Annotated in this window: 22 protein-coding genes; 12 read left to right on the top strand and 10 right to left on the bottom strand. The window is 69.4% G+C overall.

Annotated elements, in window-relative coordinates:
• Positions 1 to 126 precede the first annotated feature (126 nt).
• The 9 genes from MRB58_RS02760 to MRB58_RS02720 all read left to right on the top strand — a co-directional run bounded on the left by MRB58_RS02760 (position 127) and on the right by MRB58_RS02720 (position 11,228).
• Positions 127 to 1,293 carry an acetyl-CoA acetyltransferase gene (locus MRB58_RS02760; protein ID WP_244780175.1) on the top strand — a complete coding sequence of 389 codons (1,167 nt, stop codon included), beginning with the start codon at positions 127 to 129 and terminating at the stop codon, positions 1,291 to 1,293.
• Positions 1,294 to 1,477: 184 nt separating this feature from the next.
• Complete coding sequence (locus tag MRB58_RS02755; protein ID WP_244780174.1) at positions 1,478 to 2,836, top strand: DUF1800 family protein; 1,359 nt, start codon at positions 1,478 to 1,480, stop codon at positions 2,834 to 2,836.
• A gap of 2 nt (positions 2,837 to 2,838) precedes the next feature.
• Complete coding sequence (locus MRB58_RS02750) at positions 2,839 to 4,077, top strand: DUF1501 domain-containing protein (protein WP_244780173.1); 1,239 nt, start codon at positions 2,839 to 2,841, stop codon at positions 4,075 to 4,077.
• A gap of 55 nt (positions 4,078 to 4,132) precedes the next feature.
• Positions 4,133 to 4,810, top strand: coding sequence for an amino acid ABC transporter permease (locus MRB58_RS02745; RefSeq protein ID WP_244780171.1), 678 nt, complete (start codon positions 4,133 to 4,135; stop codon positions 4,808 to 4,810).
• Positions 4,807 to 5,514: an amino acid ABC transporter permease gene (locus tag MRB58_RS02740; protein ID WP_244780169.1), complete on the top strand. Its 708-nt coding sequence runs from the start codon at positions 4,807 to 4,809 to the stop codon at positions 5,512 to 5,514. The genes MRB58_RS02745 and MRB58_RS02740 overlap by 4 nt, the downstream gene beginning before the upstream one ends.
• A 32-nt stretch (positions 5,515 to 5,546) precedes the next feature.
• The gene (locus tag MRB58_RS02735) at positions 5,547 to 6,326 is read left to right on the top strand and encodes a transporter substrate-binding domain-containing protein (RefSeq protein ID WP_244780168.1); all 780 of its coding nucleotides are present in this window, start codon (positions 5,547 to 5,549) and stop codon (positions 6,324 to 6,326) included.
• 240 nt (positions 6,327 to 6,566) lie between these two features.
• On the top strand, positions 6,567 to 7,562 hold the full coding sequence (gene gmd / locus MRB58_RS02730) for a GDP-mannose 4,6-dehydratase (protein WP_244780167.1): 996 nt from the start codon (positions 6,567 to 6,569) through the stop codon (positions 7,560 to 7,562).
• 104 nt (positions 7,563 to 7,666) lie between these two features.
• Positions 7,667 to 10,123: a glycosyltransferase gene (locus tag MRB58_RS02725; protein WP_244780165.1), complete on the top strand. Its 2,457-nt coding sequence runs from the start codon at positions 7,667 to 7,669 to the stop codon at positions 10,121 to 10,123.
• The gene (locus MRB58_RS02720; RefSeq protein ID WP_244780164.1) at positions 10,107 to 11,228 is read left to right on the top strand and encodes a hypothetical protein; all 1,122 of its coding nucleotides are present in this window, start codon (positions 10,107 to 10,109) and stop codon (positions 11,226 to 11,228) included. The genes MRB58_RS02725 and MRB58_RS02720 overlap by 17 nt, the downstream gene beginning before the upstream one ends.
• Positions 11,229 to 11,231: 3 nt before the next feature.
• On the opposite strand, the gene recG is transcribed toward MRB58_RS02720, so the two are convergent.
• Positions 11,232 to 13,346: an ATP-dependent DNA helicase RecG gene (gene recG, locus MRB58_RS02715; RefSeq protein WP_244780162.1), complete on the bottom strand. Its 2,115-nt coding sequence runs from the start codon at positions 13,344 to 13,346 to the stop codon at positions 11,232 to 11,234.
• A 74-nt stretch (positions 13,347 to 13,420) separates the two neighbouring features.
• On the opposite strand from recG, the gene MRB58_RS02710 reads away from it, so the two are divergent.
• Together MRB58_RS02710 and mfd are read left to right on the top strand one after the other, a co-directional pair.
• Positions 13,421 to 13,702 carry a succinate dehydrogenase assembly factor 2 gene (locus tag MRB58_RS02710; RefSeq protein WP_244780160.1) on the top strand — a complete coding sequence of 94 codons (282 nt, stop codon included), beginning with the start codon at positions 13,421 to 13,423 and terminating at the stop codon, positions 13,700 to 13,702.
• Positions 13,702 to 17,256 (top strand): transcription-repair coupling factor, encoded by a 3,555-nt coding sequence (mfd, locus tag MRB58_RS02705; RefSeq protein ID WP_371747226.1) that lies wholly within the window; start codon positions 13,702 to 13,704, stop codon positions 17,254 to 17,256. Before MRB58_RS02710 ends, mfd begins: the two co-directional genes overlap by 1 nt.
• A gap of 4 nt (positions 17,257 to 17,260) precedes the next feature.
• On the opposite strand, the gene MRB58_RS02700 is transcribed toward mfd, so the two are convergent.
• The 4 genes from MRB58_RS02700 to MRB58_RS02685 all read right to left on the bottom strand — a co-directional run bounded on the left by MRB58_RS02700 (position 17,261) and on the right by MRB58_RS02685 (position 20,306).
• On the bottom strand, positions 17,261 to 17,620 hold the full coding sequence (locus MRB58_RS02700) for a DMT family protein (protein ID WP_256461700.1): 360 nt from the start codon (positions 17,618 to 17,620) through the stop codon (positions 17,261 to 17,263).
• An 87-nt stretch (positions 17,621 to 17,707) separates the two neighbouring features.
• Entirely contained in the window at positions 17,708 to 18,190 is a 483-nt protein-coding gene (locus tag MRB58_RS02695) for a RidA family protein (protein ID WP_244780159.1), read from the bottom strand.
• An 86-nt stretch (positions 18,191 to 18,276) separates the two neighbouring features.
• Positions 18,277 to 18,942 carry a class I SAM-dependent methyltransferase gene (locus MRB58_RS02690; protein WP_244780157.1) on the bottom strand — a complete coding sequence of 222 codons (666 nt, stop codon included), beginning with the start codon at positions 18,940 to 18,942 and terminating at the stop codon, positions 18,277 to 18,279.
• 146 nt (positions 18,943 to 19,088) lie between these two features.
• Positions 19,089 to 20,306 (bottom strand): NADP-dependent isocitrate dehydrogenase, encoded by a 1,218-nt coding sequence (locus MRB58_RS02685; protein WP_244780156.1) that lies wholly within the window; start codon positions 20,304 to 20,306, stop codon positions 19,089 to 19,091.
• Positions 20,307 to 20,369: 63 nt separating this feature from the next.
• Here MRB58_RS02685 and MRB58_RS02680 point away from each other — a divergent pair, with 63 nt between their 5' ends.
• Positions 20,370 to 21,140, top strand: coding sequence for an RNA methyltransferase (locus MRB58_RS02680; RefSeq protein ID WP_244780154.1), 771 nt, complete (start codon positions 20,370 to 20,372; stop codon positions 21,138 to 21,140).
• Positions 21,141 to 21,194: 54 nt separating this feature from the next.
• Here the strand turns inward: MRB58_RS02680 and MRB58_RS02675 are convergent, their stop codons facing one another.
• From MRB58_RS02675 to MRB58_RS02655, 5 genes are all read right to left on the bottom strand, one after another.
• Positions 21,195 to 21,551, bottom strand: coding sequence for a lysozyme inhibitor LprI family protein (locus MRB58_RS02675; RefSeq protein WP_244780152.1), 357 nt, complete (start codon positions 21,549 to 21,551; stop codon positions 21,195 to 21,197).
• Positions 21,552 to 21,644: 93 nt separating this feature from the next.
• Positions 21,645 to 22,406, bottom strand: coding sequence for a 2-keto-4-pentenoate hydratase (locus MRB58_RS02670; RefSeq protein ID WP_244780151.1), 762 nt, complete (start codon positions 22,404 to 22,406; stop codon positions 21,645 to 21,647).
• Complete coding sequence (locus MRB58_RS02665) at positions 22,403 to 23,842, bottom strand: aldehyde dehydrogenase family protein (protein ID WP_244780144.1); 1,440 nt, start codon at positions 23,840 to 23,842, stop codon at positions 22,403 to 22,405. Before MRB58_RS02665 ends, MRB58_RS02670 begins: the two co-directional genes overlap by 4 nt.
• Before the next feature lie 179 nt (positions 23,843 to 24,021).
• Entirely contained in the window at positions 24,022 to 24,987 is a 966-nt protein-coding gene (locus MRB58_RS02660; RefSeq protein ID WP_244780143.1) for an aldose epimerase family protein, read from the bottom strand.
• A 14-nt stretch (positions 24,988 to 25,001) separates the two neighbouring features.
• The gene (locus MRB58_RS02655; RefSeq protein ID WP_244780141.1) at positions 25,002 to 25,619 is read right to left on the bottom strand and encodes a LysE family translocator; all 618 of its coding nucleotides are present in this window, start codon (positions 25,617 to 25,619) and stop codon (positions 25,002 to 25,004) included.
• Between the last annotated feature and the right edge of the window lie 3 nt (positions 25,620 to 25,622).

Genomic DNA, 25,622 nt, shown 5'->3' with positions numbered 1-25,622 from the left:
CGGCGGGGCCGCATTGCAGACTGATGCGGCTTGGCCGCATTGCAGACAGATGCGGCGGGGCCGCTCAACCATGCGGCACGGCCGCGCGAACAAGAGCGGCGCCGGCCGCGCACGATGGAGGAACCTATGACGGCAGCGATGGTGGGGTGGGCCCATACGCCCTTCGGAAAGCTCGGCGACGAGACGGTGGAGTCCCTCGTCGCCCGCGTCGCGACCGACGCGATGGCCGACGCCGGCGTCGGTCCGGACGACATCGACGAGATCGTGCTGGGCCACTTCAACGGCGGCTTCTCCAAGCAGGACTTCACCGCCTCTCTGGTGCTCCAGGCCGACGACCGGCTGCGCTTCAAGCCGGCGACGCGCGTCGAGAACGCCTGCGCCACCGGATCGGGCGCCATCCGCCAGGGGCTGAAGTCGATCGCCGCGAAGGAGGCCAAGATGGTCCTCGTCGTCGGCGTCGAGCAGATGACGACGACGCCCGGCCCGCAGATCGCCGAGAACCTCCTGCGCGCGGCCTACCTGAAAGAAGAGGGCGACATTCCGGCCGGCTTCGCGGGTGTCTTCGGCAAGATCGCCGGCAACTACTTCCAGCGCTACGGCGACCAGTCGGATGCGCTCGCCAAGATCGCCGCCAAGAACCACAAGAACGGCGTGAAGAACCCCTTCGCGCAGATGCGCAAGGACCTCGGCTTCGAGTTCTGCCGCACCGAGTCGGACAAGAACCCCGTCGTCGCCGGCCCGTTGAAGCGCACCGACTGCTCGCTCGTCTCCGACGGTGCGGCGGCGGTGGTGCTGGCCGATTTCTCCACCGCGATGGGGATGAAGAAGGCCGTCGCCTTCCGCAACATGACCCACGTGCAGGACTTCCTGCCGATGTCCAAGCGCGACATCATCCAGTTCGAGGGATGCCGCGAGGCGTGGCAGCGCGCGCTCGCCGCCGCCAACGTCACGCTGGACGACCTCTCCTTCGTCGAGACGCACGACTGTTTCACCATCGCCGAGCTGATCGAGTACGAAGCGATGGGCCTCACCAAGGAAGGCGAGGGCGCGCGCGCCATCCTCGAAGGGTGGACCGAGGCGGACGGCAAGCTGCCGGTCAACGTCTCCGGCGGCCTCAAGGCCAAGGGGCACCCGGTGGGCGCGACGGGCGTGTCGATGCACGTCGTCTCGGCCATGCAGCTCGCCGGCGAGGCGGGCGAGATGCAGCTGAAGAACGCCGACATCGGCGGCGTCTTCAACATGGGCGGCGCGGCGGTCGCCAACTATGTCTCCATCCTCCAGCCGCTGAAGTAGGCCGCGTTCAACGCCGGTTCACGCGCCGGCGGGCATCAGAGGGGCGCAATGGAGGGCAGTGTCGCCCTCCGGGCTGCGTGGCCCGGCGTGTCGCGGTGACGCGGTGCGGACCACGCGGCCGACATGATACCGCAGCGGATGGGGGCCGGACCCCCGTGCGCTTCGGTGGCAGGGAGGTGACCCCATGCGCTCGCCCGCGTTGACGGCTGCCACACGATTCGGCCTCGGTCCCGACCGCGGCCCCGCGAGGACGCGCGAAAGTCTCGCCGCCGAGCTGGACCGGCCGCGCGCGGCGACCATCCGCGGCATGGACGACCTCGACACCATCCGCAGCCGCTACGTCGACCGCGATCGCGAGTTCCGCGTCGCCGCCCGCGCCAATCGCAATGGTGGCACCGCGGCGACTGAGATGACCCGCAAGGAGGCCGCCCGCGCCCGCCAGAAGGTGGTGCGCGAAGCGATGGCGAGCGAAGTCGCCGCCCGCTACCGCCACGGCGTGACCACCGACGCCCCGTTCCTGGAGCGGCTGGTGCTGTTCTGGTCCAACCACTTCGCGGTGGAGACCAAGAAGGTCCCCGTGCGCGCCGTCGCCGGCAACTACGAGCGCGAGGTGATCCGCGCCCACGTCACCGGCACGTTCGCGGACATGCTGAAGGCGGCGATCACGCACCCGGCGATGCTCATCTACCTCGACAATGCGCGCTCGTTCGGGCCGGGCAGTCCGATCGGCCGGCGTCAGGGCAAGTCGCGCGTCAACGAGAACCTCGCCCGCGAGCTTTTGGAGCTGCACACCGTCGGCGTCGACGGCGGGTACGGGCAGGGCGACGTCAACGCGCTGGCACTGACGCTGACCGGGTGGACCGGCGGCATGGACCCGCGCCCGCGCAACCCCGTGTTCGACCGCCGCTGGCACGAGCCGGGGCCGCGCACCATCATGGGCCGCACCTACCGCCAGAAGGGCGAAGCGCAGCTGATGGCGGTGCTGGACGACCTCGCCGCCGACCCGGCCACCGCCCGGCACATCTCGCACAAGTTTGCGCGCCATTTCGTGGGCGAGGCGGCCTCGGCCGATCTCGTCGAGACGCTGCGGGTGACGTTCGTGAAGAGCGGCGGCAATCTGGCCGAGCTCGCCTTCGCGCTGATCGCCCACCCGGATGCGTGGGCCGGCGAGCCGACCAAAGTGGTGCCGCCGTACGACTTCCTCGTCGCCGCCGGGCGGACATTGCAGGCGCCCGACACCCCGCCGCGCTTCGTCGACGAGGCGTGCGAAACGCTGGGGCAGCCGATCTGGGATCCGCCGTCGCCGGCCGGCTGGCCTTACGACGACAACGACTTCCTGGGCGGCGACAGTGTGCTGGAGCGGGTGGACTTCGCCGGCACCATGGTGGGCCGCTTCGGCCGCAGCGTCGACGCGCGGAGTCTGGCGCGCACGCTGCTGGGCGAAGACCTCGATCCGTTCGTTGCCGAAACCGTGGATCGGGCGGAAGATCGCCATCAAGCCATGGTTCTCCTCCTCATGAGTCCGGCGTTTCAACGGAGATGAGTATGCTGCATCCTTCTCGGCGTGCGGTTCTGGCGGGCGGCGCGGCGTTCACGGCATGGGCCTCGATCCCCAAGATCGCCCGTGCCGCCGGCGCACGCGACCCGCGGTTCATCGCCGTCATCCTGCGCGGCGGGATGGACGGTCTGGCCGTCGTCGCCCCGGTCGGCGACCCGGCATACGAGGCCGTGCGGGACGAGTTCTCGATGCCGCTCGAGGGGGCGGACGCGGCGATCCCGCTCGACGGCTTCTTCGTCCTCAACCCGCTGATGACGCGGCTGGCGGACCTCTACGGTCGCGGCGAGGCGCTGTTCGTCCACGCCGCGCACACCGCCTACCGCGAGCGCTCGCATTTCGACGCGCAGGACATCCTGGAGAACGGCACCACCTCCCAGGCGCACCACAAGGACGGCTGGCTCGGCCGCATCATTCAGGGCCTGCCGGCGGACGACCGTGTCGCCAGGGACGGCGCGTTCGCCGCCGCCACCACCACGCCGCTGACGCTGCGCGGCGCGCCGCGGGTCGTCACCTGGCTGCCCGCCGGGTTTGACGAGGCGTCCGACGACACCCGCAACCGCCTCCTGATGATGTACGAGCACACCGACCCCGTGCTCGCCCGGGCGATGGCCGAGGGGCTGGACCTCGCCCGCATCACCGGCTCCGAGATGGAGACCGACGCGGCCGTGAAGTCGATGCTCGGCACCATGGAGGCCAACGCGATGCAGCGCGAGGTGGTCGCCGCCGCCACCGCCGCCGGGCGCGCGATGAGCCGCGACCACGGCCCGCGCGTGGGCTTCCTCGACATGTCCGGCTTCGACACGCACCTGCGCCAGAGCGTCACCTCCGGCCGCATCGGCCGCGCCTTGATCGCGCTCGACCTCGCCATCGGCGCGCTGCGCGATTCGTTGGGCCCGGCGTGGGACAACACCGTCGTCTCGGTGATGACGGAGTTCGGCCGCACGGTGCGCATGAACGGCAGCGACGGCACCGACCACGGCACCGCCACGGTGGCGATGCTCCTGGGCGGCGCGGTGAAGGGCGGGCGCGTGGTGGCCGACTGGCCGGGCCTCGCCCCCAACGCGCTCTTCGAGGGCCGCGACCTCGCCCCCACCACCGATTTGCGCGCCGTCTTGAAGGGGGTCGCGCGCGATCACCTCGGCCTCGCGCCGGGGCTGCTGGGCGACGCGGTCTTCCCCGGAACGGCCGGTCTGCGTCCGATCGACGGGCTCGTCCGCCTGACCTGATCGAAGCCTGAACGATCGGCACATCGCTTGCTTCCCCGCGAGGGGAGGCGGGCGAATGGAATTCAGATTCTTCGAAATCTGGCGCAGCGAGGAGTACCTCCTGCGCCTCTTGGAAGGGGCGGGGTTCTCCATCGCGCTCGCCGCGGCCGGCGGCATCGTCGGCTTCGTGCTGGCGATGGCGCTGGCGTCGGCGCGCTACTTCAACGTCCCCGTCGCGGCGCAGATCGCGGTGGTCTACGTCGAGTTCGTGCGCAACACGCCGCTCATCGTGCAGCTCTTCTTCGTGGCGTTCGGGCTGCCGATGCTGCTGGGTTATGCGTGGCCGTTCTGGGCGCACGCGGCGCTGGCGCTGACGCTCAACTTCTCGGCCTATTTCGCCGAGATCCTGCGGGCCGGCCTCTTCTCGATCGCCAAGGGGCAGGTCGAGGCCGCCCGCGCGCTGGGCCTCTCGACGATGCTCGCCTTCCGCAAGGTGATCCTGCCGCAGGCGGTGGCGGCGGTGTACCCGTCGCTCAACAGCCAGTTCATCTTCCTCTTCCTCACCACCGGCATCGTCGCCGAGATCGGCGTGCCCGATCTCACCAGCGCGGGCCTCTACATCGACTCGCGCACCTTCCGCTCGTTCGAGGTCTTCACGGTTCTGACGGTGATGTACGTCGTCATCGCGCTCGGCTTCAAAGCGGGGCTGACGGTCCTGCAGCACCGGCTCTTCTCCTGGCAGAGGGCGCGATGAGCGAGTTCTTCGTCGGCATCCTCGGCAAGCCGTACGGCTTCGTCGTCGCCCAGCTCCTCTTCGCCACGCAGTTCACCATCTACCTGACCCTGATCGCCTTCGTCGGCGGCGGGCTGATCGGCGCCGCCGTCGCCACACTGAAGATCACGACGAGCCGCGCCGCGCGGATCCTGGCGTCGGGCTACATCTGGCTCTTCCAATCGGTCCCGCTGCTGATGCTCCTCTTCCTGCTGGGGCTCGGCGTGCCGCGGCTGATCGGCATGAACATCGACGCCTGGGTCGCGGCATCGGTGGCGCTCACGCTCTACGCGAGCGCCTACCTCTCGGAGGTGTGGGCGGGGGCGGTGCGGGGCGTCGCCAAGGGGCAGTGGGAGGCCGGCTTCGCACTGGGGCTGCGGTTTCGCCCGGTGCTGGTGAAGATCATCGCCCCGCAGGCCCTGCGGCTGGCCCTGGCGCCGACGGTCGGCTTCATGGTGCAGATCATCAAAGGCACCTCGCTCGCCTACATCATCGGCTTCCACGATCTGATGACCATCGGCCGGCGCTGGGCCAACGCGCCGGTGCCGGGCACCGAGCCGTTCGTGATCTTCCCGCTGATGGCGCTGATCTACTTCTGCCTCTGTTTCCCGCTGTCCAAGCTGTCCCGCCGCCTGGAGCGCCGCCTCGGCGCGGTCCACGGCGCCGACAAGACGGCCGCGGGCTGACGATCCCCGACACCATCCGAGAAGGAGCAACCATGATCCGCACCACCATCGCCGCCGCCGTGGCGGCCACGCTCGCGTTCGCGACGCCCGCATTGGCGGACCTGTCGGACATCCTGTCGGCCGGCACGATCAAGGTCGCCGTGCCGGAGAACTTCCCGCCCTTCGGCTCGCTCGGCATGGAGGGCGAGTATGTCGGCTACGACGTCGACGTCGCCAACCTGATCGCCGAGAACCTCGGGGTCGAGCTGGAGCTGGTCCCGGTCACCTCCGCCCAGCGTATCCCCTACCTCGAGACCGACCGGGTCGACCTGGTGGTCTCCTCCATGGGCGCCAATCCGGAGCGGGCCAAGTCGATCTGGTTCTCGTCCGCCTATGCCCCGTTCTTTTCCGGCGCGTTCGCGGGTGCCGACCTGCCGATCGGCTCGGTGGCCGAGCTTTCGGGCCACAAGGTGGGCGTCACCGGCGGCACGCTGGAGGATCTGGAGCTGACCGAGAACGGGCCGGAGGACCTGGAGATCATCCGCTTCGGCGACAATGCGGCGACGATCCAGGCCTTCGTCTCCGGTCAGACGGACGTGATCGTCACCGGCAACACGGTGGCCGCGCAGCTGGGGGCCGACAATCCGAACGTGTCGATCGAGACGAAGTTCATCATCAAGGAATCGCCCGCCTTCATCGGCGTCAAGAAAGGCAACATCGACCTGTTGCAGTGGGTCAACGTCTTCATCCTGCACAAGAAGCTGGGCGGCGAATTGAACGACCTGTCGGAGAAGTGGCTCGGCCAGCCGTTGCCGGATCTGCCGGCGCTCTGAGCGACGATCCGCCCGGTCCTGTCCGCCGGCGCCTGCGGGCGTCGGCGAGTTCCACCGAGGGCCGCCCGCAAAGCCCGCCCTTCGTTCGAGCCCCGAGCCTGACGACAATCTGCGATACCCGCGCCTCTATTGTAGGTCTGATGCAGCTTTGGTAAGTGCGCGCAGCCGAACCCTTTGCCGGTTGCCGCGTCCGAGCGGGCGACCGTGCCCCCTGATTTTGACACAAGCGAGACAGACCGCATGGCGCCTAAGGCACTCATCACGGGCATCACCGGGCAGGACGGAGCCTATTTGGCCCAGTTCCTGCTCAACAAGGGCTACGATGTCTACGGTGTGGTGCGTCGCTCCAGCCACTTCGGCATCGCCGACCACCGTCTGCGCTGGTTGAAGATCGAGAAGGACGTCAACTATCTCGACGCCAACCTGACCGACCTGTCGAGCCTGATCCGCTCGGTGGAGACCGCGCAGCCGCAGGAGGTCTACAACCTCGCCGCCCAGAGCTTCGTCGCCTCTTCCTGGCAGCAGCCGATCCTGACCGGCAACGTGACCGGCGTCGGCGCGGCGAACGTGATGGAGGCGGTGCGCATCGCCCAGCCCGACGCGCACTTCTACCAGGCGTCCTCTTCGGAGATGTTCGGCCTCATCCAGGAGGCCCACCAGAGCGAGAAGACGCCGTTCTACCCCCGCTCGCCCTACGGCGCGGCCAAGCTCTACGCCCACTGGATGACGGTGAACTACCGCGAGAGCTTCGCGATGCACGCCTCGTCCGGCATCCTCTTCAACCACGAATCGCCGCTGCGCGGGATCGAGTTCGTCACCCGCAAGGTGACCGACGCGGTCGCCCGCATCAAACTCGGCATGGCCGACGAGCTGCGCCTCGGCAACATCGACGCCAAGCGGGACTGGGGCCACGCGCGCGACTATGTCGAGGCGATGTGGATGATGCTGCAGCAGGAGCAGCCGGACGACTACGTGGTCGCCACCGGCCGCACCACCTCGGTGCGCGACATGGTGGAGATCGCCTTCGGCCACGTCGGGCTGAACTCGGCCGACTACCTCGTCATCGACCCCAAGCTCTTCCGCCCGGCGGAGGTCGACATCCTGCTCGGCGACCCGGCCAAGGCCAAAGCCAAGCTCGGCTGGGAGCCCAAGACCACGCTGGAAGAGATGATCTGCGAGATGGTGGACGCCGATATCGAGCGTCACAAAGCCCAGCGCGCCGCCGTTCTGGCGTAGGTCGGCAAAAGCGGTCTTGCACGTGGGGGCGGCATGATGCCAACACGTCGGGACCGTTTTTAAAGCCCGGGCATTCGATCCCGGCGATCGACTGAGAGTGCCCCGTGAGCGAGACGTCCATCTACGCCCTCAACATCGACGTCTTCTCATCCAACGAGGTGTCGGGCTGGGTCACGGACAAGTCCGACCCCATGCACGCCCCGCTGACCTTGCAGTTCGTGGTCGACGGTGTGCCGACCGCGATCGTGCGGGCCGACGTGCGCCGCAAGGACGTCGAGCAGGCCGGCCTCGGCCCGGCGCGCTCCGGCTTCTACTGGAAGCTGCCCGACGGGCTGCGTGCGGCGATGATGGAACGGGACCTGCCGTTCGAGTTCTTCGTGCGCCGCGGTGACGGGACCTACGAGCGGGTCGCCCGCCGCATGCTGGAGAACCGCAGCGGCGTGACCGACGACATCCGCGCCGCCGTCGCCCCGGCGCTGGAGAACGCGATCTCGCTGGTGGCCAAAGCGGGTCCCGCGATCGAGCGCGCGCCGCTGCGCGGCGAGCCCAAGCGCTACCCCCTGCACGAGACGATGTTCGCCTTCGAGGGGGCGATGACCGGCAACGTGCGCCAGTCGATGTCGAAGTATCTGGAGTTCCAGCACACCCGGCTGAAGCTGGGCCAGGGGCTGCCGATCGACGGGTCGGAGACGGCCAAGAACCGCTTCCTGCGCTGGTATCTCGACAACTACATCACCATGCGCCACCCGCTGCGGATCCCGCTGGGGGCGGACGAGATCGCCTACCTCAACGCGCCGGTGCCGCTGGTCGGCAACAGGTTCAAGCTCTCCCAGGCCTCGCTGTCCTACGCGTTGACGACGCCGGGCGCGGCCGAGGCCTTCCCGCTGGCGGGGATCGACCAGTACGAGGCGTTCGTGCGCTGGTGGTGCCTGGAAAAGGCGATGGACCTGCACGTCGAGGACTGCCTCATCCCGGACTACTATGTCGACGTGCTGCGCCGCGTGCCGGCCGTCTACCGCGGTGAGGACTGGGCCCTGTCGCGCTTCATCGAGGAGGAGCACAAGGCCAACCCGCGCTACGACGTGCTCGACCTGTCGACGCCGGACCATCGCCGCCTGATGCACGTGTGGTTGCTGCTGGAGGCGATCAGCCAGCCCTCCATCATCCGCTACCTGCCGACGAAGAACCTCACGGCGATGTTCGAGGGGCCGCCGCGTGAGACCCCGTTCGACAAGTCGATCCAGGTGCTGCACACCAGCGGCGAGGCGATCTCGGAGGTGTTCGACGCCGAACGCTTCGCCAAGTATCTGCTGACGAACGCGTTCGACCTGAAGCGGCTGCGCTACAACACGTTCGACGCGCGCGGCAACCGGTTCGACGCGGCCCGCTTTCCGCCGGCGACGGCACCGCGCAACGAGCGGGTCCCCCTGCAGATCATCGGCCCGATGGCCAAGTCCTCCGGCCTCGGCCAGGCCTCGCGCCTGTCGTTCGAGACGTTGAAGGCGGCGGGCTACGAGCCCAACGTGGTCGACTTCGATCTCGACAATCCGGCGCCGGTGGGGATGAACACCAAGGACCTCGCGTTCGACGAGCCCAAGCCCGCCAAGGTGAACCTCATCCACCTCAACGGCGAGACGCTGCCGATGGCGCTCGCCTACCTGCCCGATACCTACAACGGCGCCTACAACATCGGCTATTACTTCTGGGAGCTGTCGCGCCCGTCGGACGCGCAGATCCTCTCGTTCGATCTCGTCGACGAGATCTGGGTCGCGACCGACTACGGTGTCGAGATCTACGAGCCGGTGATGGGCGGCAAGCCGGTGCGCAACGTCGGCATGGCGGTGGAGCAGGTGCCGGATCCGGGCCGCGAGGCCTCGCGCGCCTGGGTGCGCGAGCGGCTGCCGGTGGGGCCGGAGACGTTCGTCTTCCTGGCGACGTTCGACTCGTTCTCGTTCGTCGAGCGCAAGAACCCGCACGGGGTGGTGAAGGCGTTCCAGGCGGCCTTCGGGATGGACGAGGACGTGCTCCTCGTCCTCAAGACGCACAACCGCGACTTCGTCGACGATCCGCACCAGACGATGCGCTGGGACGCGCTGCTGGAGGTCGCCGCCTCCGACCCGCGCATCACCATCCTCAACGAGACGCTGCGCTACGGCGACCTGATGAAGCTGAAGCGCGGGGCGGACTGCTACGTCTCGCTGCACCGCTCGGAGGGGTGGGGCTTCGGCCTGATCGAGGCGATGAGCATCGGCGTGCCGATCCTCACCACCGGCTATTCCGGCAACATGGATTTCACCAAGCCGGAGCACTCGTGGATCGTCGATTACGATCTCGTCGAGCCGAAGCCGAACGAGTATATTTTCGTCGACGGCAACCAGGTCTGGGCGCAACCGAAGCTGGAGAGTGCGGTGAAGCAGATGCGGGCGGTGCGGGCCGATCCCGCCGAGCGGCAGCGGCGGGCCGAGCGGGCCAAGGCGTTCGTGGCGAAGAACTTCTCGATTGAGGCGCAGGCACGCAAATATGCCAAGCGGTTGGACGAGATCTTTGCGTCGCTGCGCTAGCGCCCGCGCCATCGCATTCGCGGCGGCGCTCGCCGCCGGGAGCGGCTTCGCCATGGCGCAGGACGCCGGCGATGCCGTCCCGACAGAAACCCCGCGCCCCCCGGCCGCCGCGGCAGACCCCGCCGCCGCCCCCGCGCCCTCCGATGCGCTGAACGAGCCGCCGCTGGCGCAGCTCGGCCGTGGTCTCGTCAAGCCGCGCTTCGCGGCCTTCTCGCGCACGTCGGCGCGGTTGCAGAACGTCGTGCTGCGGCTCTGCTCGCTGGAGCGGCGCTCGCCGCGGGACCTCGAGGTCGGCTACGTGCGCACCATGCGCGCCGCGAGCGCGGCGGTCTCGCTCGCCTTCGCCAGCGAGTACAACCGCGCCGCCTCGACGAGCGTGCTGACGCCGTTCGGCGAGGAGGCGATCGCCCGCACGCAGTTCAACGTGCTGCTGGGGAGCGCGCCGGACGGGCCGGCCACGCTGGCCGCGCTGCGCAACCTGGAGCCCGGCTACGTCGGCCTGCCGGCGCTGGAATACGCGCTCTTCCACCTCGAGGACGACGAAGGGCGGTGCCCGCTGGCGGTGACGCTGGCAGCCCATGTCGCCAACACCGCGCGCACGCTGGAGCGGCGGTGGGACAAGGGCCATCTCGACCCGCAGTGGTCCGAGCCGGAGACCGAGCAGGGCGCGCGGCGCCGCCTGTTCGACCTCCTCGCCGGCATGCTGCGCACCCTGGGGCGGACGGTCGACGTCCTGTCGCCCCGCCCGCGCGGCGCGTCGGGCCAGATCAGTTTCAGCGAGCCCGCCAACGCCGCCTTCGTGCAGGGCCGCCTCGCGGCGCTGACGGACATGGCGCGCGTGGTCAACGCCTATGCGATGCCCGGAACCGACGCGCAGACCGCCACGGCGACGCTGGTTCAGAACCTCGCGGCCCTCTCGGACCGGTCGTCCGAGCTGCGGGCGACACCGTCCCGCACCACGGTCGCCGCGATGACGACGCAGCTCTCGGCCGTGCAGCGCTACGTGCAGACGGATGTCGCGGAGGCGTTCGGCTTCGCGCCGGAGGCGCTGGACCCGCTCATGCTCGACCGCGTGGCCCCCGCGGGCGGCACCGGCAGCCGCTGAAGATTACCCGGAGCGCAGCCGCTCGATGGCGCGGCGGCGCTCGTAGAGGGTCAGCAGCAGCTTCAGCGCCCGGCCGCGCTCGCCGGCGAGGTCGCGGTCCATGGCCACCACCATGCGCGCGTCGTCCGTCGCCGTCGCCAACAGATCGCCGTCGCGCTCCAGGTCGGCGACGCGCAATTGCGGTGCACCGGACTGGCGGGTGCCGAGCAACTCGCCCTCGCCGCGCAGCTTCAGGTCGTCCTCGGCGATGCGGAAGCCGTCGTTGGTGGCCCGCATGGTGTCGAGCCGCTGGCGCGCGATGGCCCCCAGCGGCGAACGATAGAGCAGGAGGCAGGTGGAGGGCTTGGACCCGCGCCCGACGCGCCCGCGCAACTGGTGAAGCTGCGAGAGGCCGAACCGCTCGGCGTTCTCGATGACCATGATGGTCGCGTCCGGCACGTCGACGCCGACCTCCACCACGGTGGTCGCCACGAGGACCGAGAGGTCGCCGTCCTTGAAGGCGGACATGATGTCCTCCCGCTCGGCGACCGGGGTGCGGCCGTGGACGAGGCCGACGACGGGGCCGAGCCGCTCGGCCAGCACCTTGTGGCGGGCGATGGCCGATTGCAGCTCGCTCTCCTCGCCCTCTTCCACCAACGGGCAGACCCAGTAGGCCTTCTCGCCGCGGGCGACGGCGGCGGCGAGGCGGTCGATGATCTGGCCGAGGCGGGTGTCGGCGACGACGCGCGTCTCGATCGGCTGGCGGCCGGCCGGCTTGTCGGTGAGGCGGGAGACGTCCATGTCGCCGTAGCTCGCCAGCACCAGGGTGCGCGGGATCGGCGTCGCGGTCATTACCAGGAGGTCGGAGGTCGGCCCCTTCTGTGTCAGCGCCATGCGCTGGGAGACACCGAAGCGGTGCTGCTCGTCGACCACCACCAGCGCGAGGTCGGCGAATTCCACCGCACCCTGGAAGAGGGCGTGCGTGCCGACGGCGACCTTCGCCTCGCCGCTGGCGAGCGCGGCCATGGCACGGCTGCGCTCGCTCTCCGGCACGCGGCCGGTGAGGAGCCGCACGGCGATGCCGGCAGGCTCCAGGTAGCGCGCCAGCGTCTCGTAGTGCTGGCGGGCGACGAGGTCGGTCGGGGCCATGATCGCGGTCTGCCCACCGTCGCCGGCGGCCATCGCGGCGGCGACCATCGCCACCACCGTCTTGCCGGAGCCGACGTCGCCCTGGACGAGGCGGGTCATGCGGTGCTCGGCGGCGAGGTCGCCCGCGACCTCGGCGATCGCGAGGCGCTGCGAGGGGGTGAGGGCGAAGGGGAGCGATGCCTCCAGCGCGTCGATCGCGGTGGGGTCCCACTTGCGCACCCGCCCGCGCCGGGTGCGCTCGCGGTCGCGCACGATGGCGAGTGCGAGCTGGCTCGCCAGCAGCTCGTCGTAGGCGAGGCGCCGGCGCGCGGGGGAGGCGGGGAGGATGTCCGCCACCTCGGCGGGGCGGTGGACGGCGGTGTAGGCCTCGGCGAAGGCGGGCCAGCGCTCGCGCGCCATCAGCGGCGGGTCCAGCCATTCGGGCACGTCGCCGATCTTTTCCAGCGCGTTTCCGATCACGCCCGCCAACACGCCGGGGGTCAGCCCCTGCGTCATCGGATATTGCGGCTCCAGGCCGAAGCCGGGGCCGGCGGGGGCATCCGGCGCCTCGACGACGGCCGATGCGTCGGGGTGGACGATCTGCGGCCGACCGTCGCGCCACGTCGTCTCGCCCGAGACGCGCACCCACGCACCGATCGGATAGGTGCCGACGATCCACTTGATGCCCCCGCGGAAGAAGACGATCGCGAGTTCGCCGGTCTCGTCCTCGCCGAACGCGCGCACCGGGCCCTTGGGGGTGCGGCTCGATTCATGCCGCGTGATCTTCACCGTAAACGTGGCGGTTCCACGCTCCGGCGCCTCGGCGACCGGGGTGATGGTGCGGCGGTCGGCGACGCCGCTCGGCATGTGGTTCAACAGGTCGAAGATGCGCGTCTCGGCGGCGCTTTCGCGGCCCAGGAGGTGGGCCAGGCGATCCGCTCTGCCGGGGCCTACGCCATCGAGGCGATTGACCGGGGCGATCAGACGACCGATATCGACGTTGCCTGTCACGTCGGCGTCCTCCCGGACGGCCGACCATCTTGCGTTGTGATATGCCACGTTTCAACGTGCGCGGAAAGAGAAGTATGTCCGGTACGACCCGTTCCTCCGCAGGTCTCGACCCGCGCAAGAAGCGCCTGCTTTTCCACACCTGGCACCGCGGCACCCGCGAGATGGACCTCCTGCTCGGCCGCTTCGCCGACGCCACCATCGAGGAGTGGAGCGAAGCCGACGTCGCCGAGATGGAGGCTCTGATGAGCGTCCCCGATCCGGAGCTTTATGCCTGGATCACCGAGCAGACCGATATTCCCGAAAATCATCAGAGCGCGGTTCTTTATCGCGTCATCGCGTTTCACAAGGCAGGGTGATGGCCAAAAAGGCGCAGGCGCTCTCGATCGCCGAAATCAAGGAACTTGCCAAGCCGAGCCTGAAGCGGCTCGCCGAACCGGATTTGCCGCGCGAATTGACCGTGACGCAAGTCCCCGACGGCATGGAAGGCGAGGTTCTCGCCACGATGGCCGCCGCGACGGGCGATGCGGTGATGTTCGTCGCGCGCGACGGGGCGCGGCTGAAGGCGGCGGAGAACGCGCTCGCCTTCTTCGCGCCGGAGCTGGCGGTGGTGCGCCTGCCGGCTTGGGACTGCATGCCCTACGATCGCGCCTCGCCCTCCGCGCTCGTCCAGGCACGCCGCGCCGCCGCACTGGCGACACTCGCCGCGCGCAAGGCCGGCGACGGACCGATGGTGGTGCTGACCACCGCCAACGCCATCCTGCAGCGTGCGCCCAAGCCGGAGGTGATCCGCCGCGCCACGCTGCGCCACGCCGCCGGATCGGACGTCGTCATGAAGGACGTCCTCGCCTGGCTGGAGGACAACGCCTTCCTGCGCACGCCCACGGTGCGCGAGGCGGGTGAATATGCGGTACGCGGCGGCATCGTCGACCTCTACGCGCCCGGCACCGAGCAGCCCGTCCGGCTCGACTTCTTCGGCGACACGCTGGAGACGATCCGCCCGTTCGATCCCGACACGCAGCGCACCACCGGCCAGTGGCCGATGATCGAGCTGATCCCGATGAGCGAGGTGATCCTCGACGAGGAGACCATCTCGCGCTTCCGCGAGGGCTACCTGCGCCGCTTCGGCGCCGCCACGAAGGACGACATCCTCTACCACTCCGTCTCCGAAGGCGTGCGCGCGGCGGGCGTCGAGCATTGGATGCCGCTCTTCCACGAGGGCCTCGCGACGGTGTTCGACTACGTGCCCGGCGCTCCGATGGTGATCGACCACCTGGCCGAGGACGCCGTCGCCAAGCGCGTCGCCGAGATCGAGGACCACTATGCGGCCCGCACCACGGCGATCGAGCAGTCGCTCAAGGGCGCGCCCTACAACCCGCTGCCGACCGACGAACTCTACCTCACCGGCCTCTCCACCGAGGAGATGCTGGAGGGGCACCGCGTCATCCGCCTGTCGCCGTTCGACGAGCCGGAGCGGCCCGAGCAGTTGACGATCCCGGCGGGCGGCAAGGTCGGCCGCTCGTTCGCGGCGGAGCGCTCGGCCGGCAACGTCAACATCTTCGTCTCCCTGGTCGACCATGTGAACGCGATCCGCAAGGACGGGCGGCGGCCGATCATCGCCTCATGGTCGGAGGGCTCGCGCTCGCGCATGGCGCAGGTGCTGCGCGACCACGGCGTCGGTGCGATGACCGAAGTCGGCACGATCGAGGAGGCCGGCGCGCTCCCCAAGGCCGAGGCCGCGCTCACGGTGATGGAGCTGGAGACCGGGTTCGAGACGCCCAACTACGTCATCGTCGCCGAGCAGGACGTTCTGGGCGACCGTCTCGTCTCCTCCAGCCGCAAGCGCAAGCGCGACGCCAACTTCCTTACCGAGGCATCCTCGCTGGCGGAGGGCGACCTCGTCGTCCACGTCGACCACGGCATCGGCCGGTTCATCGGCCTCAAGACGCTGGAGGCCGCCGGCGCGCCGCACGACTGCGTCGAGATCGCCTATCAGAAGGACGACAAACTCTACCTGCCGGTCGAGAACATCGACCTCCTGTCCCGCTACGGCGCGGCGGACACCGAGGGCGTCGTCCTCGACAAGCTGGGCGGCGCAGGCTGGCAGGCGCGCAAGGCGAAGATGAAGGAGCGCGTGCGCGAGATCGCCGACGGTCTCATCAAGACCGCCGCGCAGCGCCTCCTGAAGAAGGCCCCGGTGATCGAGCCGGCGACCGGCGTCTACGACGAGTTCGTCGCCAAGTTTCCCTACAACGAGACCGACGACCAGCTCTCCGCCATCGAGGCGGTGGCCGAGGACCTCGCCAAAGGCACGCCGATGGACCGCCTGGTGTGCGGCGACGTCGGCTTCGGCAAGACGGAGGTGGCGATTCGTGCCGCCTTCCTCGCCGCGATGGACGGCAAGCAGGTGGCGCTGATCGTGCCGACGACGCTCCTCGCGCGCCAGCACTACAAGACCTTCGCCGAACGCTTCGCCGGCCTGCCCTTGCGTGTCGAGCAGGCCTCGCGCCTCGTTGGCCCCAAGCATATGCGCGAGGTGAAGGCGGGGCTGAAGAACGGCGACGTCGACATCATCGTCGGCACTCACGCGCTCCTCGCCAAGGGGATCGAGTTCCGCGACCTCGGCCTGCTGATCGTCGACGAGGAGCAGAAGTTCGGCGTCAAGCACAAGGAGCGGCTGAAGGAGATCAAGTCCGACGTCCACGTGCTCACCCTCTCGGCGACGCCGATCCCGCGCACGATGCAGCTCGCCCTCACCGGCGTGCGCGAGCTGTCGCTCATCGCGACGCCGCCGGTCGACCGGCTGACGGTGCGCACGTTCGTGACCCCGTTCGACGCGCTGACGATCCGCGAGGCGCTCCTGCGGGAGCGCTACCGCGGCGGCCAGTCCTTCTACGTCTGCCCGCGCGTGTCGGACCTCGCGGGTCAGAAGGAGTTTCTGGAGCAGCACGTGCCGGAGGTGAAGGTCGCCGTCGCGCACGGGCAGATGTCGCCGACCGAGCTCGACGATGTGATGAACGCCTTCTACGACGGGCAGTACGACGTGCTGCTGGCGACGACCATCGTGGAATCGGGGCTCGATATCCCGACCGCCAACACGCTGATCGTCCACCGGGCGGACATGTTCGGCCTGGCGCAGCTCTACCAGATCCGCGGCCGCGTCGGCCGGTCCAAGACCAGAGCCTACGCGCTGATGACGACGCCGGTGGACAAGACGCTGACCGGCCCGGCGCAGCGGCGTCTCAAGGTGCTCTCCTCGCTCGACACGCTGGGCGCCGGCTTCCAGCTCGCCTCCCACGATCTCGACATTCGAGGCGCGGGCAACCTCCTGGGAGAAGAGCAGTCGGGGCACATCAAGGAGGTCGGCTTCGAGCTCTACCAGTCGATGCTGGAGGAGGCGGTGGCGACCTTGAAATCGGGCTCCGACGAAGAGGCGCCGGACCAGTGGTCGCCGCACATCTCGGTCGGCATCCCGGTGCTGATCCCGGAGGACTACATTCCCGATCTGCAGCTGCGCATGAGCCTCTACCGCCGCCTCGCCGACCTCGACGACGCGCAATCTATCGACGCGTTCGGCGCCGAGCTGGTCGACCGTTTCGGCAAGGTGCCGGAGGAGGTCGAGTGGCTGATGAAGATCGTCTACATCAAGAGCCTGTGCCGGCGCGCCAACGTCGAGAAGATCGACGCCGGGCCGAAGGGCTGCGTCGTCTCGTTCCGCAACAACGAGTTCAACAACGCCTCGGGGCTCGTCCAGATGATCGCCGGCGAGGGCTCGCTCGCCAAGATGCGCCCGGACCAGAAGGTGGTCTTCATCCGCGACTGGCCCGATCCCGACAAGCGCACCAAGGGCGTCGCGGTCCTGTTGACCAAGATGGCCAAGCTCGCCGAGCAGGAGGAGAAGGCGGCCGCGTGAGCCGTCAGCCGCGCCCGAACTCGTGGAACACGAACCATGCGCCGCCGGCGATCAGCGCGAAGCCGACGGCGTGGTTCCAGCGGATCGGCTCCCCCAGGTAGGTCGCCGAGAAGATCATGAAGACCGACAGGGTGATGACCTCCTGGATGGTCTTCAGCTGCGCGCCGCTGAAGGTGCCGTAGCCGATCCGGTTCGCCGGCACCTGCAGGATGTACTCGAACAGCGCGATACCCCAGCTCACCAGGATCACCGCCACCAGCGGCGCGGCCTTGAACTTGAGGTGCCCGTACCAGGCGAACGTCATGAAGACGTTGGAAGCGATGAGCAGGCCGATCGTCGCGACCGGGACGGGTATGGCGGACAAAGGCGGGTATCCTTCACGATGACGGCAGGCGCTTAGCAGATGCCGCTTCCGCTGACGATGGACCCCGCCCCCGCCCGCCGATCCGCCCTAGCTCCGCGGCGCGTAGAACGTTCCCTCGACCTCGACGATGTCGTCCTGGTTCAGCCGGTCGACCTCGATGATCGTGCGCGGCGGGTAGGGGCGGCCGGCCCAGAGTTCCTCTTGAATCTGGTTCACGATCGGGCGGTAGCGGTACATGTCCGTCACGTAGACGACGATGCGCACCGCGTCCTGCAACGTCGCTCCTTGCGAGGCGGCGATGGTCTGCATGTTCACGAACGCCTGCCGGACGCGCGCCTCGTTGCCCTCCGCCAGCGTGTTCGTCTCCGGCACGATGCCGCGCATCCCCGCCACGTAGACGAAGTCGCCCGCGCGGGTGGCGAGGTTCCAGGTGCCGGTCGGCGGGAACATCCCGTCCGGGTAGAGCGTCACGACGCCGTTGGGGGCCGTGTCGCCCTCCTGGGCGGCGGCAGCGAGGGGGAGGGCGAGCGCGGTCGCCAGCGCCGCGGCGCGGGTCATCGTCCTGAACATGTGGGTGGCTCCATCAAGGGTGGTCGGCGTCTGCCGTCGCCGATGGAATGCAATACGGCTGCCACGCGCCTCACACGGCGCCCGCGTCACGCGACGGCGACCCAACCGCGGAAGCTGAAGGCGGCATAGAAGAGGCGTATGTCCGTGAAGCCGGCGGCGGCCAGGATCGCCTCGTCCTCCTCCGGCGCCAGCAGCGGCAGATGCTGCGCGATCGACGCGCCGGCCTTGGCGGCGCGCTCCGGGTCGACGCCTTTCTCGGCCGCGAACCCGGCGTACTGCGCCAGCCAGAACGCGCGTTCCGCCGGCTCCCGCGACACGCTGTGATGCGCGACGACGAGCGGAGCCCCGGGCGCCATCCGCGCGCGCAGCGCCTCCAGCGTGCGCCGGCGTTCGTCGGGCGCGATGAAGTGGAGCGTCAGCAGGCACACCGCGCCGTCGAACGGGCCGGCGGGGGCGGCGTCGATCGTGCCCTCGATCAGGGCGATGCGCGCGGCGAAGGGGGCCGTGTTGGCGGCGGCGAGGCCCAGCATCTCGGCCGACGGGTCGACCCCGTCGAAACGCCAGCCGGGACGTGCGGCGGCGAACGCCTTCAGCTCCAGGCCGCCGCCCGCGCCCAGGACCAACACGCGCCCCCGCGCCGGCACGTGGCCGGAGAGGAGCACCAGCGCCATCGTGTGCAGGTCGTGAAAGCCCGGCACCTGTCGGGGCGGCCCGTCGGCGTACCGTGCGACCGCGGCGGGATCGTCGAACATCTCATGCGCTCCCATGGGCTCCGGCCGCTGGCCGGCGAAAAACGGGCTCCGGCCGCTGGCCGACGAAAATGCGCTCTGGCCGCTGGCCGACGAAAAAGAGCGGGCCGGGGCCCGCTCTTCGGTCGTCGTCGGCGATGGGCGGGCGCTTACGCCTTCGCCACGTCCTTCTCGAGGCGGGCGGAGACCGAATCGAGGAAGCCGGTCGTCGTCTCCCAGCCCTGGTCGGCACCGACGAGGAGCGCGAGGTCCTTCGTCATGTGCCCGTCCTCGATGCAGCCGACGGTGGCCTTCTCCAGCGTGTCGGCGAACATCTTCAGGTCGTCGTTGCCGTCGAGCTTGGCGCGGTGGGCGAGGCCACGCGACCACGCGAAGATCGACGCCGTGGAGTTGGTCGACGTCTGCTCGCCGCGCTGGTGCTGGCGGTAGTGGCGCGTGACCGTGCCGTGCGCGGCCTCGGCCTCGACCGTCTGACCGTCCGGGGTCATCAGCACCGAGGTCATCAGGCCCAGCGAGCCGAAGCCCTGGGCGACCGTATCGGACTGGACGTCGCCGTCGTAGTTCTTGCACGCCCAGACGTAGCCGCCGGACCACTTCATCGCCGAGGCGACCATGTCGTCGATCAGGCGGTGCTCGTAGGTGATGCCCTTGGCCTTGAAGTCGGCCGCGAACTCGGCGTCGTAGATCTCCTGGAAGATGTCTTTGAAGCGCCCGTCGTAGGCCTTCATGATGGTGTTCTTCGTGGAGAGGTAGACCGGCACGCCGCGCATCAGGCCGTAGTTCATGGAGGCGCGGGCGAAATCGCGGATCGAATCGTCGAGATTGTACATCGCCATCGCGACGCCGCCGCCCGGGAAGTCGAACACCTGGTGCTCTTGCGGCTCGCCGCCCTCGGGCGTGAACGTCAAGGTCAGCTTGCCCTTGCCCGGCACCACGAAGTCGGTCGCGCGGTACTGGTCGCCGAAGGCGTGACGGCCGATGATGATCGGCTCGGTCCAGCCCGGCACCAGCCGCGGCACGTTGCGGCAGATGATCGGCTCACGGAAAATGACGCCGCCGAGGATGTTGCGGATCGTCCCGTTGGGGGAACGATACATCTTCTTGAGGCCGAACTCTTCCACGCGCGCCTCGTCCGGCGTAATCGTCGCGCACTTGACGCCGACGCCGTGACGCTTGATGGCGTTGGCCGCGTCGACCGTGACCTGGTCGTCGGTGGCGTCGCGGTGCTCGACACCGAGGTCGTAATATTCGAGGTCGATGTCCAGGTACGGGTGGATCAGCTTGTCTTTGATGTACTGCCAGATGATGCGGGTCATCTCGTCCCCGTCCAACTCTACGACGGGGTTTGCAACCTTGATCTTCGCCATTCCAGGACCTTGCGTCTTTAAGGGACATTCCGCGTTCACCGCGGATCTGGGCGCCGCCTTAGCATGACCGATGCCACGAAGGAAGTTGCGGCACCGACCTTAGTGCCGCCCCCCGCCGTCGTCCTCGTCGAGCCGCAGCTCGGCGAGAATATCGGCACCGCCGCGCGGGCGATGGCCAACTTCGGCGTCACCGACCTGCGCCTCGTCGCCCCGCGTGACGGCTGGCCCAACGAGAAGGCCCGCGCCGCCTCGTCGGGCGCGGCTCACGTGATCGACAATGCGCGCGTCTTCGCCACGTTGGAGGAGGCGATCGCGGACCTCACCTTCGTGATCGCCACCACGCGCCGCCCGCGCGACATGACGAAGCGGGTCGAGGGGCCGGAGGCGGGACTCGCCGAACTCGTCGCCGAGACGCGCACCGGGCCGACGGGCATCCTCTTCGGCCGCGAGAGATGGGGCCTGCAGAACGAGGAAGTGGCGCTCGCCTCGATCATCGTGTCGTTCCCGGTGGATCCGGAATTCGCCTCGCTGAACATCGCCCAATCGGTGCTGCTGATGGCGTACGAATGGCGCCGTGTCGCGCGCGAGCTTCCGGCCGCGCCGCCGCCCGATCAACCGCCCGCGACGCGCCAGGAAGTAACGGGCCTGTGGCGCCACCTCGTCTCGCTGCTGAAGCCGACGGGCTATTTCCGGCCCGAGGGGATGGCCGAGCGCATGGAGCGCAACCTCTTCACGACACTGTCCGACGCGGGGTGGGACCGCCAACAGGTCCGCACCCTGCGCGGCGTCCTGAACCACCTCGACCCACAGCGCCCGCCGCGTTCGGGCGACTGAGGGCGGCGCGCAAGACGGGCGCCCGCGCGCGCCCGCCGGGCCGGCGGGGGAGGCTCAGCAGGCGCCGGGGCCCATCTCGCGTTTGATCTTGCCCAGGGTGGCGACGCGGTCGGTGTAGAGGGACGTCAGGCAGGCGTCGTCGGCCCCGCAGGCGGCGCGCTCGGCCATGAAGGTGTGCTGGCTGTCGGTCACCTCGCCGCGCGTTCCCATCAGCGCGCAGCGGCGGATGGCGTCGTAGAGCTTCGCCATCTCGTCGTCGAGCGCGGAGAGGCGGGGGGAGTTGCACACGGCCTTCTCGTCGGCGGCCATCACCTTGGAGCAGTCGTAGCTCTGCGCCGCGGCGGGCGGTGCGCCGGTACCGGCTGCGAGGACCGCGAGCATCAGCGCGGCGGCGGCAAGACGATCGAGCATGGCGGGGCCTCCTGGGTGGGCCGCCGCCCTACGTCGTGGCGCGGTCGGCGCGGTATGGGCCGTGCGCCGGTGGCGGCGCACGGCGATCATGCATCAGGCGCCGCGCAGCGCCGGCACCTTGCAGGACACGCTGCCGACGCCTTCGAAAGTCGCGGTGATCGTGCCCGGACCGGTGCGGGTCGGCTTGGTATGCGTGCCGGTGGTGATCACCGCGCCCGCCTCCAGCGTGTGCCCGCGCGCCGTCGCGAACTGCGACAGGAACGCCACCACCTCGAACGGGTTGGGCCGCCAGTCCGCGCCGAGCGGCTGCAACACCGTGCCGTCGCCCAGCGTCAGCGTCAGCGGGCCGCGCGCGACCGCCAGCATGCCGTCGATCGGCCGCAGCTCGCCGATGATCAGCGCGTTGGAGGAGTTCATGTCGGCGATCACCGCCTTGGCGCCCATCGACGGCTTGTCCGCATAGCGGCTGTCGGCCATCTCGATCGCCAGGCGGTAGCCCGCGCACGCCGCCTTCACCTCGTCGGGCGTCGCCGGTGCGGTGATCGCGTCGGCGAGTTCCAGCACGATCTCCGCCTCCGCCTCCGGGGAGAGGAAGCGGTCGGCCGGAAACTCGGTCCCGTCGGGGTAGATCATCCCCTCAAGGAGCGGCGAGACGGTCGGCGCGTCGAGGCCGGCGGCGGCCTGCGCCGGGGGCACGGTCTGCGCCAGTTTCCAGCCGGCGATGGGCTTGCCGAGGGCGGCCCGCATCGCGTCCTGGATCTCGTAGGCCGCGGCGACGTCCGCCGGCGGCTGGGTCAGCTCGGTGAGGGGGCCGCCGCTCACGAAGGCGGCGGCGAGGCGCTGTGCGTCGGTCATGCGAGCTGATACGCGGTCTTGACGGTGGTGTAGAACTCGGCGGCGTAGCGGCCCTGCTCGCGCGCACCGTAGGACGAGCCCTTGCGCCCGCCGAACGGCACGTGCGGATCGACGCCGGCGGTCGGCAGGTTGACCATCACCATGCCCGCCTCCGCGTTGCGCTTGAAGTGCGAGGCATGCTTCAGCGACGTGGTGCAGATGCCCGCCGACAGGCCGAACGGCGTGTCGTTGGCGGTGGCGAGCGCCTCGTCGTAGTCCTTCACGCGGATCACCGTCGCGACGGGACCGAAGATCTCCTCGCGGTTGATGCGCATGTCGTTGGTGGTCTCGGTGAAGAGGGCCGGCTGCAGGTAGAAGCCCGGCGTGCCGCGGTTGAGGCGCTCACCGCCCCAGGCGAGCTTGGCGTTGTCCTCGCCGCGGCCGACCTCGATGTACTTCATGTCCGTGTCGAGCTGCTTCTGGTCGACGACGGGGCCGATGTGCGTGCCGTCCTTGCGCGCGTCGTCCACCGAGAGCGACTTCAGCTTGTCGATGCAGGCGGCGACGAACTTGTCGTGGATGCCTTCGGTCACGATGAGGCGCGAGGAGGCGGTGCAGCGCTGACCGGTGGAGAAATAGGCGCCGTTCACGCACGCGTCGACGGCGACGTCGATGTCGGCGTCGTCGAGCACGATCATCGGGTTCTTGCCGCCCATCTCGAGCTGGAACTTGCGCATGTGCTCGATGCACTTCTGCGCCACGTGCTTGCCGGTCGCGACCGAGCCGGTGAACGAGACCGCGTCCACGTCCGGCGAGGAGAGGATCGCCTCGCCGACGATCGAGCCCTTGCCCATGACGAGGTTGAAGACACCGTCCGGCAGCCCGGCGCGCTTCAGAATGTCGGCCAGCGCCCAGGCGCAGCCGGGCGTCAGGTCCGCCGGCTTCATGACGACGGTGTTGCCGTAGCAGAGCGCCGGGGCGAGCTTCCACGCTGGGATCGCGATGGGGAAGTTCCACGGCGTGATCATGCCGACGACGCCCATCGGCTCGCGGGTGATCTCGATCTCGACATTCGGGCGGATCGACGGCACCTTGTCGCCCGCCAGGCGCAGGCACTCGCCGGCGAAGAAGTCGAAGATCTGACCCGCGCGGCCCGCCTCGCCGATCCCCTCGGCGAGCGTCTTGCCTTCCTCGCGCGCCAGAAGGTCGCCCAGCTCCTTGGAGCGGGCGAAGATCTCGGCGGCGGCCGCCTTCAGGATGTTGTGGCGCACCATGACGTTGGTGCGCGCCCAGGCCGGCGCCGCGGCTTTGGCGGCGGCGATCGCCGCGTTCGCCTGCGCCGCGTCGCCCGAAGCGTAGCGGCCGATCACGTCGTCGGTGTTGGACGGGTTGATGTTCTCGGTGACGTTGGCTCCCTCGGTCCACTCGCCGCCGATCAAATTGCTGAACGTGTCCATATTGACCCTGCTTGGCTCTTCCGTATCCCACGCGGGGACACCGACAGATGTATTAGTGTTTCTAGGTCTGCTGCCCTGAGGAGGTAGCGGACGCACAGTTTTATGGCAAGGCGATGCCAATTGCCGGGCGTCTGAAGAAAGCGCCCGCGGACGGGTGGCCGGTGAATGGCCGGCGCGCCTCAGCGCGGCAGCAGCGTGATCGACGTCGTCTGCTTGTAGGGCCGCTCGGGTGTCGCGACGACGTCGGGGAAGTTGTCGTGGTTGACGCTGTCGGGCCAGTCCTGCGCCTCCAGCGCCACCGCGCAGAACGGGCCGTACTGCGCCCCGCCGAGGCCCGGTGCCTCGATCGTCGGCATGTCGAACGCGTTGTAGACCTGGAGGCCCGGCCGGTCGGTCGCCAGCACCAGCGTCATGTCGCGGCCCTGGAGCGTCGCCGCCGGCGCCCGCTCGTAGAGGCAGAAGTTGATGTCGAGCTCGGCGTCGCCGATCGCGCGCGGGGTCAGGAAGTCGTACTCGGTGCCGGCGACCGCGAGCAGCTCGCCGGTGGGGATGTTGGCCGGGTCCGTCACCGTGACCTCATGCGCCTCGATATGGAGGACGTGGTCCGCCACCGGGCCGCCGAGCGCATAGTAGGAGTGCTGCGCCAGCGCGATGGGGGTCGGCCGGTCCGGCACGCCGGTCATCGCGAAGGTGACCGTCGGGCCGTCGAGCATCACGTCCACCGTGAAGTGAACGGTGCCGGGGTAGCCCATGTCGCCGTCCGGGCTCGTCAGCGTCAGCCGCGCGCTGCGCCTGTCCGCTTCCAGGCCCCAGAGCTGGCGGCCGAGGCCGGCCGAGCCGCCGTGGAGGTGGTTGCGGCCCTCGTTCTGGTCGAGCTGGAAGGTCTCGCCGTCCAGGTTGAAGCGGCCCTCGTGCACCCGGTTGGCGAGGCGGCCGGCGATGATGCCGAACGAGCGGCTCCATTCCGGGTAGGGGGCGAAGGTGTCGAAGCCGAGCGTGGCCTGCATCGGCCCGTTCGGTCCGTGCACCTCCCAGCTCTGCACGACGCCGCCATAGTTCATGAGCTTCAGCGTGATCGCGTCCGAGGTAAGTGTCGCGCGGTGCACCGGAGCGCCGCGAAATTCGCCGAATGTCTCGATCGTCATGGGAGTTTCCGCGGCTACTTCTGGGTGATGGCGAGGAGGCCGGCGGCGCCGATCATGGTGCCCCCGGTGATGCGGTTGGCCCAGCGCATGCGCGAGGCGGTGAGCTTCAGCCGGCGCATCGAGGCGCCCGCGCCGGTGTAACCGCAGGCAAAGCAGAACTCGACCGCGAGGTAGATGGCGCTGAGCACGGTGAAGTCGACCGCCCAATTCCCGTCCGGCGACATGAACTGCGGGATGAAGGCGGTGAAGATGAGGATCGACTTCGGGTTTGCGAGCGCCACCCAGAAGGCGCGGCGGGCGAGCGCCAGGCCGGTGCCGTCAGGTACCTCGCCGGCCTCGTGCACCGGTGTGCGCCACATGCCGACCCCGAGCCACACGAGGTAGAGGACGCCGAACCATTTGATGACCGTGAACGCCGTTTGCGAGGCGGCGACCACCGCGCCGAGGCCGACCGCCACCAGCGCGATGAGGATCGCGAAGGCGCACATGCGTCCCAGGAGGCTCACCACCGTCGGCCGGAAACCGGCCTTGATACCGTAGCTGAGCGCCAGGAGGTTGTTGGCGCCGGGCGTCGAGGCGACCAGCGCCGCGGCGGGCAGGAAGACGGCGAGGGTCGCGCTGTCGAGCGTCATGCG

The organism is Acuticoccus sp. I52.16.1 (assembly GCF_022865125.1).
In the GTDB taxonomy this organism is placed as follows: Bacteria; Pseudomonadota; Alphaproteobacteria; order Rhizobiales; family Amorphaceae; genus Acuticoccus.
The sequence above is the reverse complement of the archived record's forward strand: the minus strand, read 5'-3'. Positions and strand labels throughout refer to the sequence as shown.

Bases quoted from the DNA above. Each gene is read 5' to 3' on its own strand.
- MRB58_RS02745 (WP_244780171.1), top strand. From the start codon at position 4,133: ATGGAATTCAGATTCTTCGAAATCTGGCGCAGCGAGGAGTACCTCCTG.
- MRB58_RS02755 (WP_244780174.1), top strand. From the start codon at position 1,478: ATGCGCTCGCCCGCGTTGACGGCTGCCACACGATTCGGCCTCGGTCCC.
- MRB58_RS02665 (WP_244780144.1), bottom strand. From the start codon at position 23,842: ATGGACACGTTCAGCAATTTGATCGGCGGCGAGTGGACCGAGGGAGCC.
- MRB58_RS02685 (WP_244780156.1), bottom strand. From the start codon at position 20,306: ATGGCGAAGATCAAGGTTGCAAACCCCGTCGTAGAGTTGGACGGGGAC.
- gmd (WP_244780167.1), top strand. From the start codon at position 6,567: ATGGCGCCTAAGGCACTCATCACGGGCATCACCGGGCAGGACGGAGCC.
- MRB58_RS02735 (WP_244780168.1), top strand. From the start codon at position 5,547: ATGATCCGCACCACCATCGCCGCCGCCGTGGCGGCCACGCTCGCGTTC.
- MRB58_RS02690 (WP_244780157.1), bottom strand. From the start codon at position 18,942: ATGTTCGACGATCCCGCCGCGGTCGCACGGTACGCCGACGGGCCGCCC.
- MRB58_RS02675 (WP_244780152.1), bottom strand. From the start codon at position 21,551: ATGCTCGATCGTCTTGCCGCCGCCGCGCTGATGCTCGCGGTCCTCGCA.
- MRB58_RS02670 (WP_244780151.1), bottom strand. From the start codon at position 22,406: ATGACCGACGCACAGCGCCTCGCCGCCGCCTTCGTGAGCGGCGGCCCC.
- MRB58_RS02680 (WP_244780154.1), top strand. From the start codon at position 20,370: ATGACCGATGCCACGAAGGAAGTTGCGGCACCGACCTTAGTGCCGCCC.
- MRB58_RS02750 (WP_244780173.1), top strand. From the start codon at position 2,839: ATGCTGCATCCTTCTCGGCGTGCGGTTCTGGCGGGCGGCGCGGCGTTC.
- MRB58_RS02760 (WP_244780175.1), top strand. From the start codon at position 127: ATGACGGCAGCGATGGTGGGGTGGGCCCATACGCCCTTCGGAAAGCTC.
- MRB58_RS02655 (WP_244780141.1), bottom strand. From the start codon at position 25,619: ATGACGCTCGACAGCGCGACCCTCGCCGTCTTCCTGCCCGCCGCGGCG.
- MRB58_RS02740 (WP_244780169.1), top strand. From the start codon at position 4,807: ATGAGCGAGTTCTTCGTCGGCATCCTCGGCAAGCCGTACGGCTTCGTC.
- MRB58_RS02660 (WP_244780143.1), bottom strand. From the start codon at position 24,987: ATGACGATCGAGACATTCGGCGAATTTCGCGGCGCTCCGGTGCACCGC.
- mfd (WP_371747226.1), top strand. From the start codon at position 13,702: ATGGCCAAAAAGGCGCAGGCGCTCTCGATCGCCGAAATCAAGGAACTT.
- MRB58_RS02710 (WP_244780160.1), top strand. From the start codon at position 13,421: ATGTCCGGTACGACCCGTTCCTCCGCAGGTCTCGACCCGCGCAAGAAG.
- MRB58_RS02695 (WP_244780159.1), bottom strand. From the start codon at position 18,190: ATGTTCAGGACGATGACCCGCGCCGCGGCGCTGGCGACCGCGCTCGCC.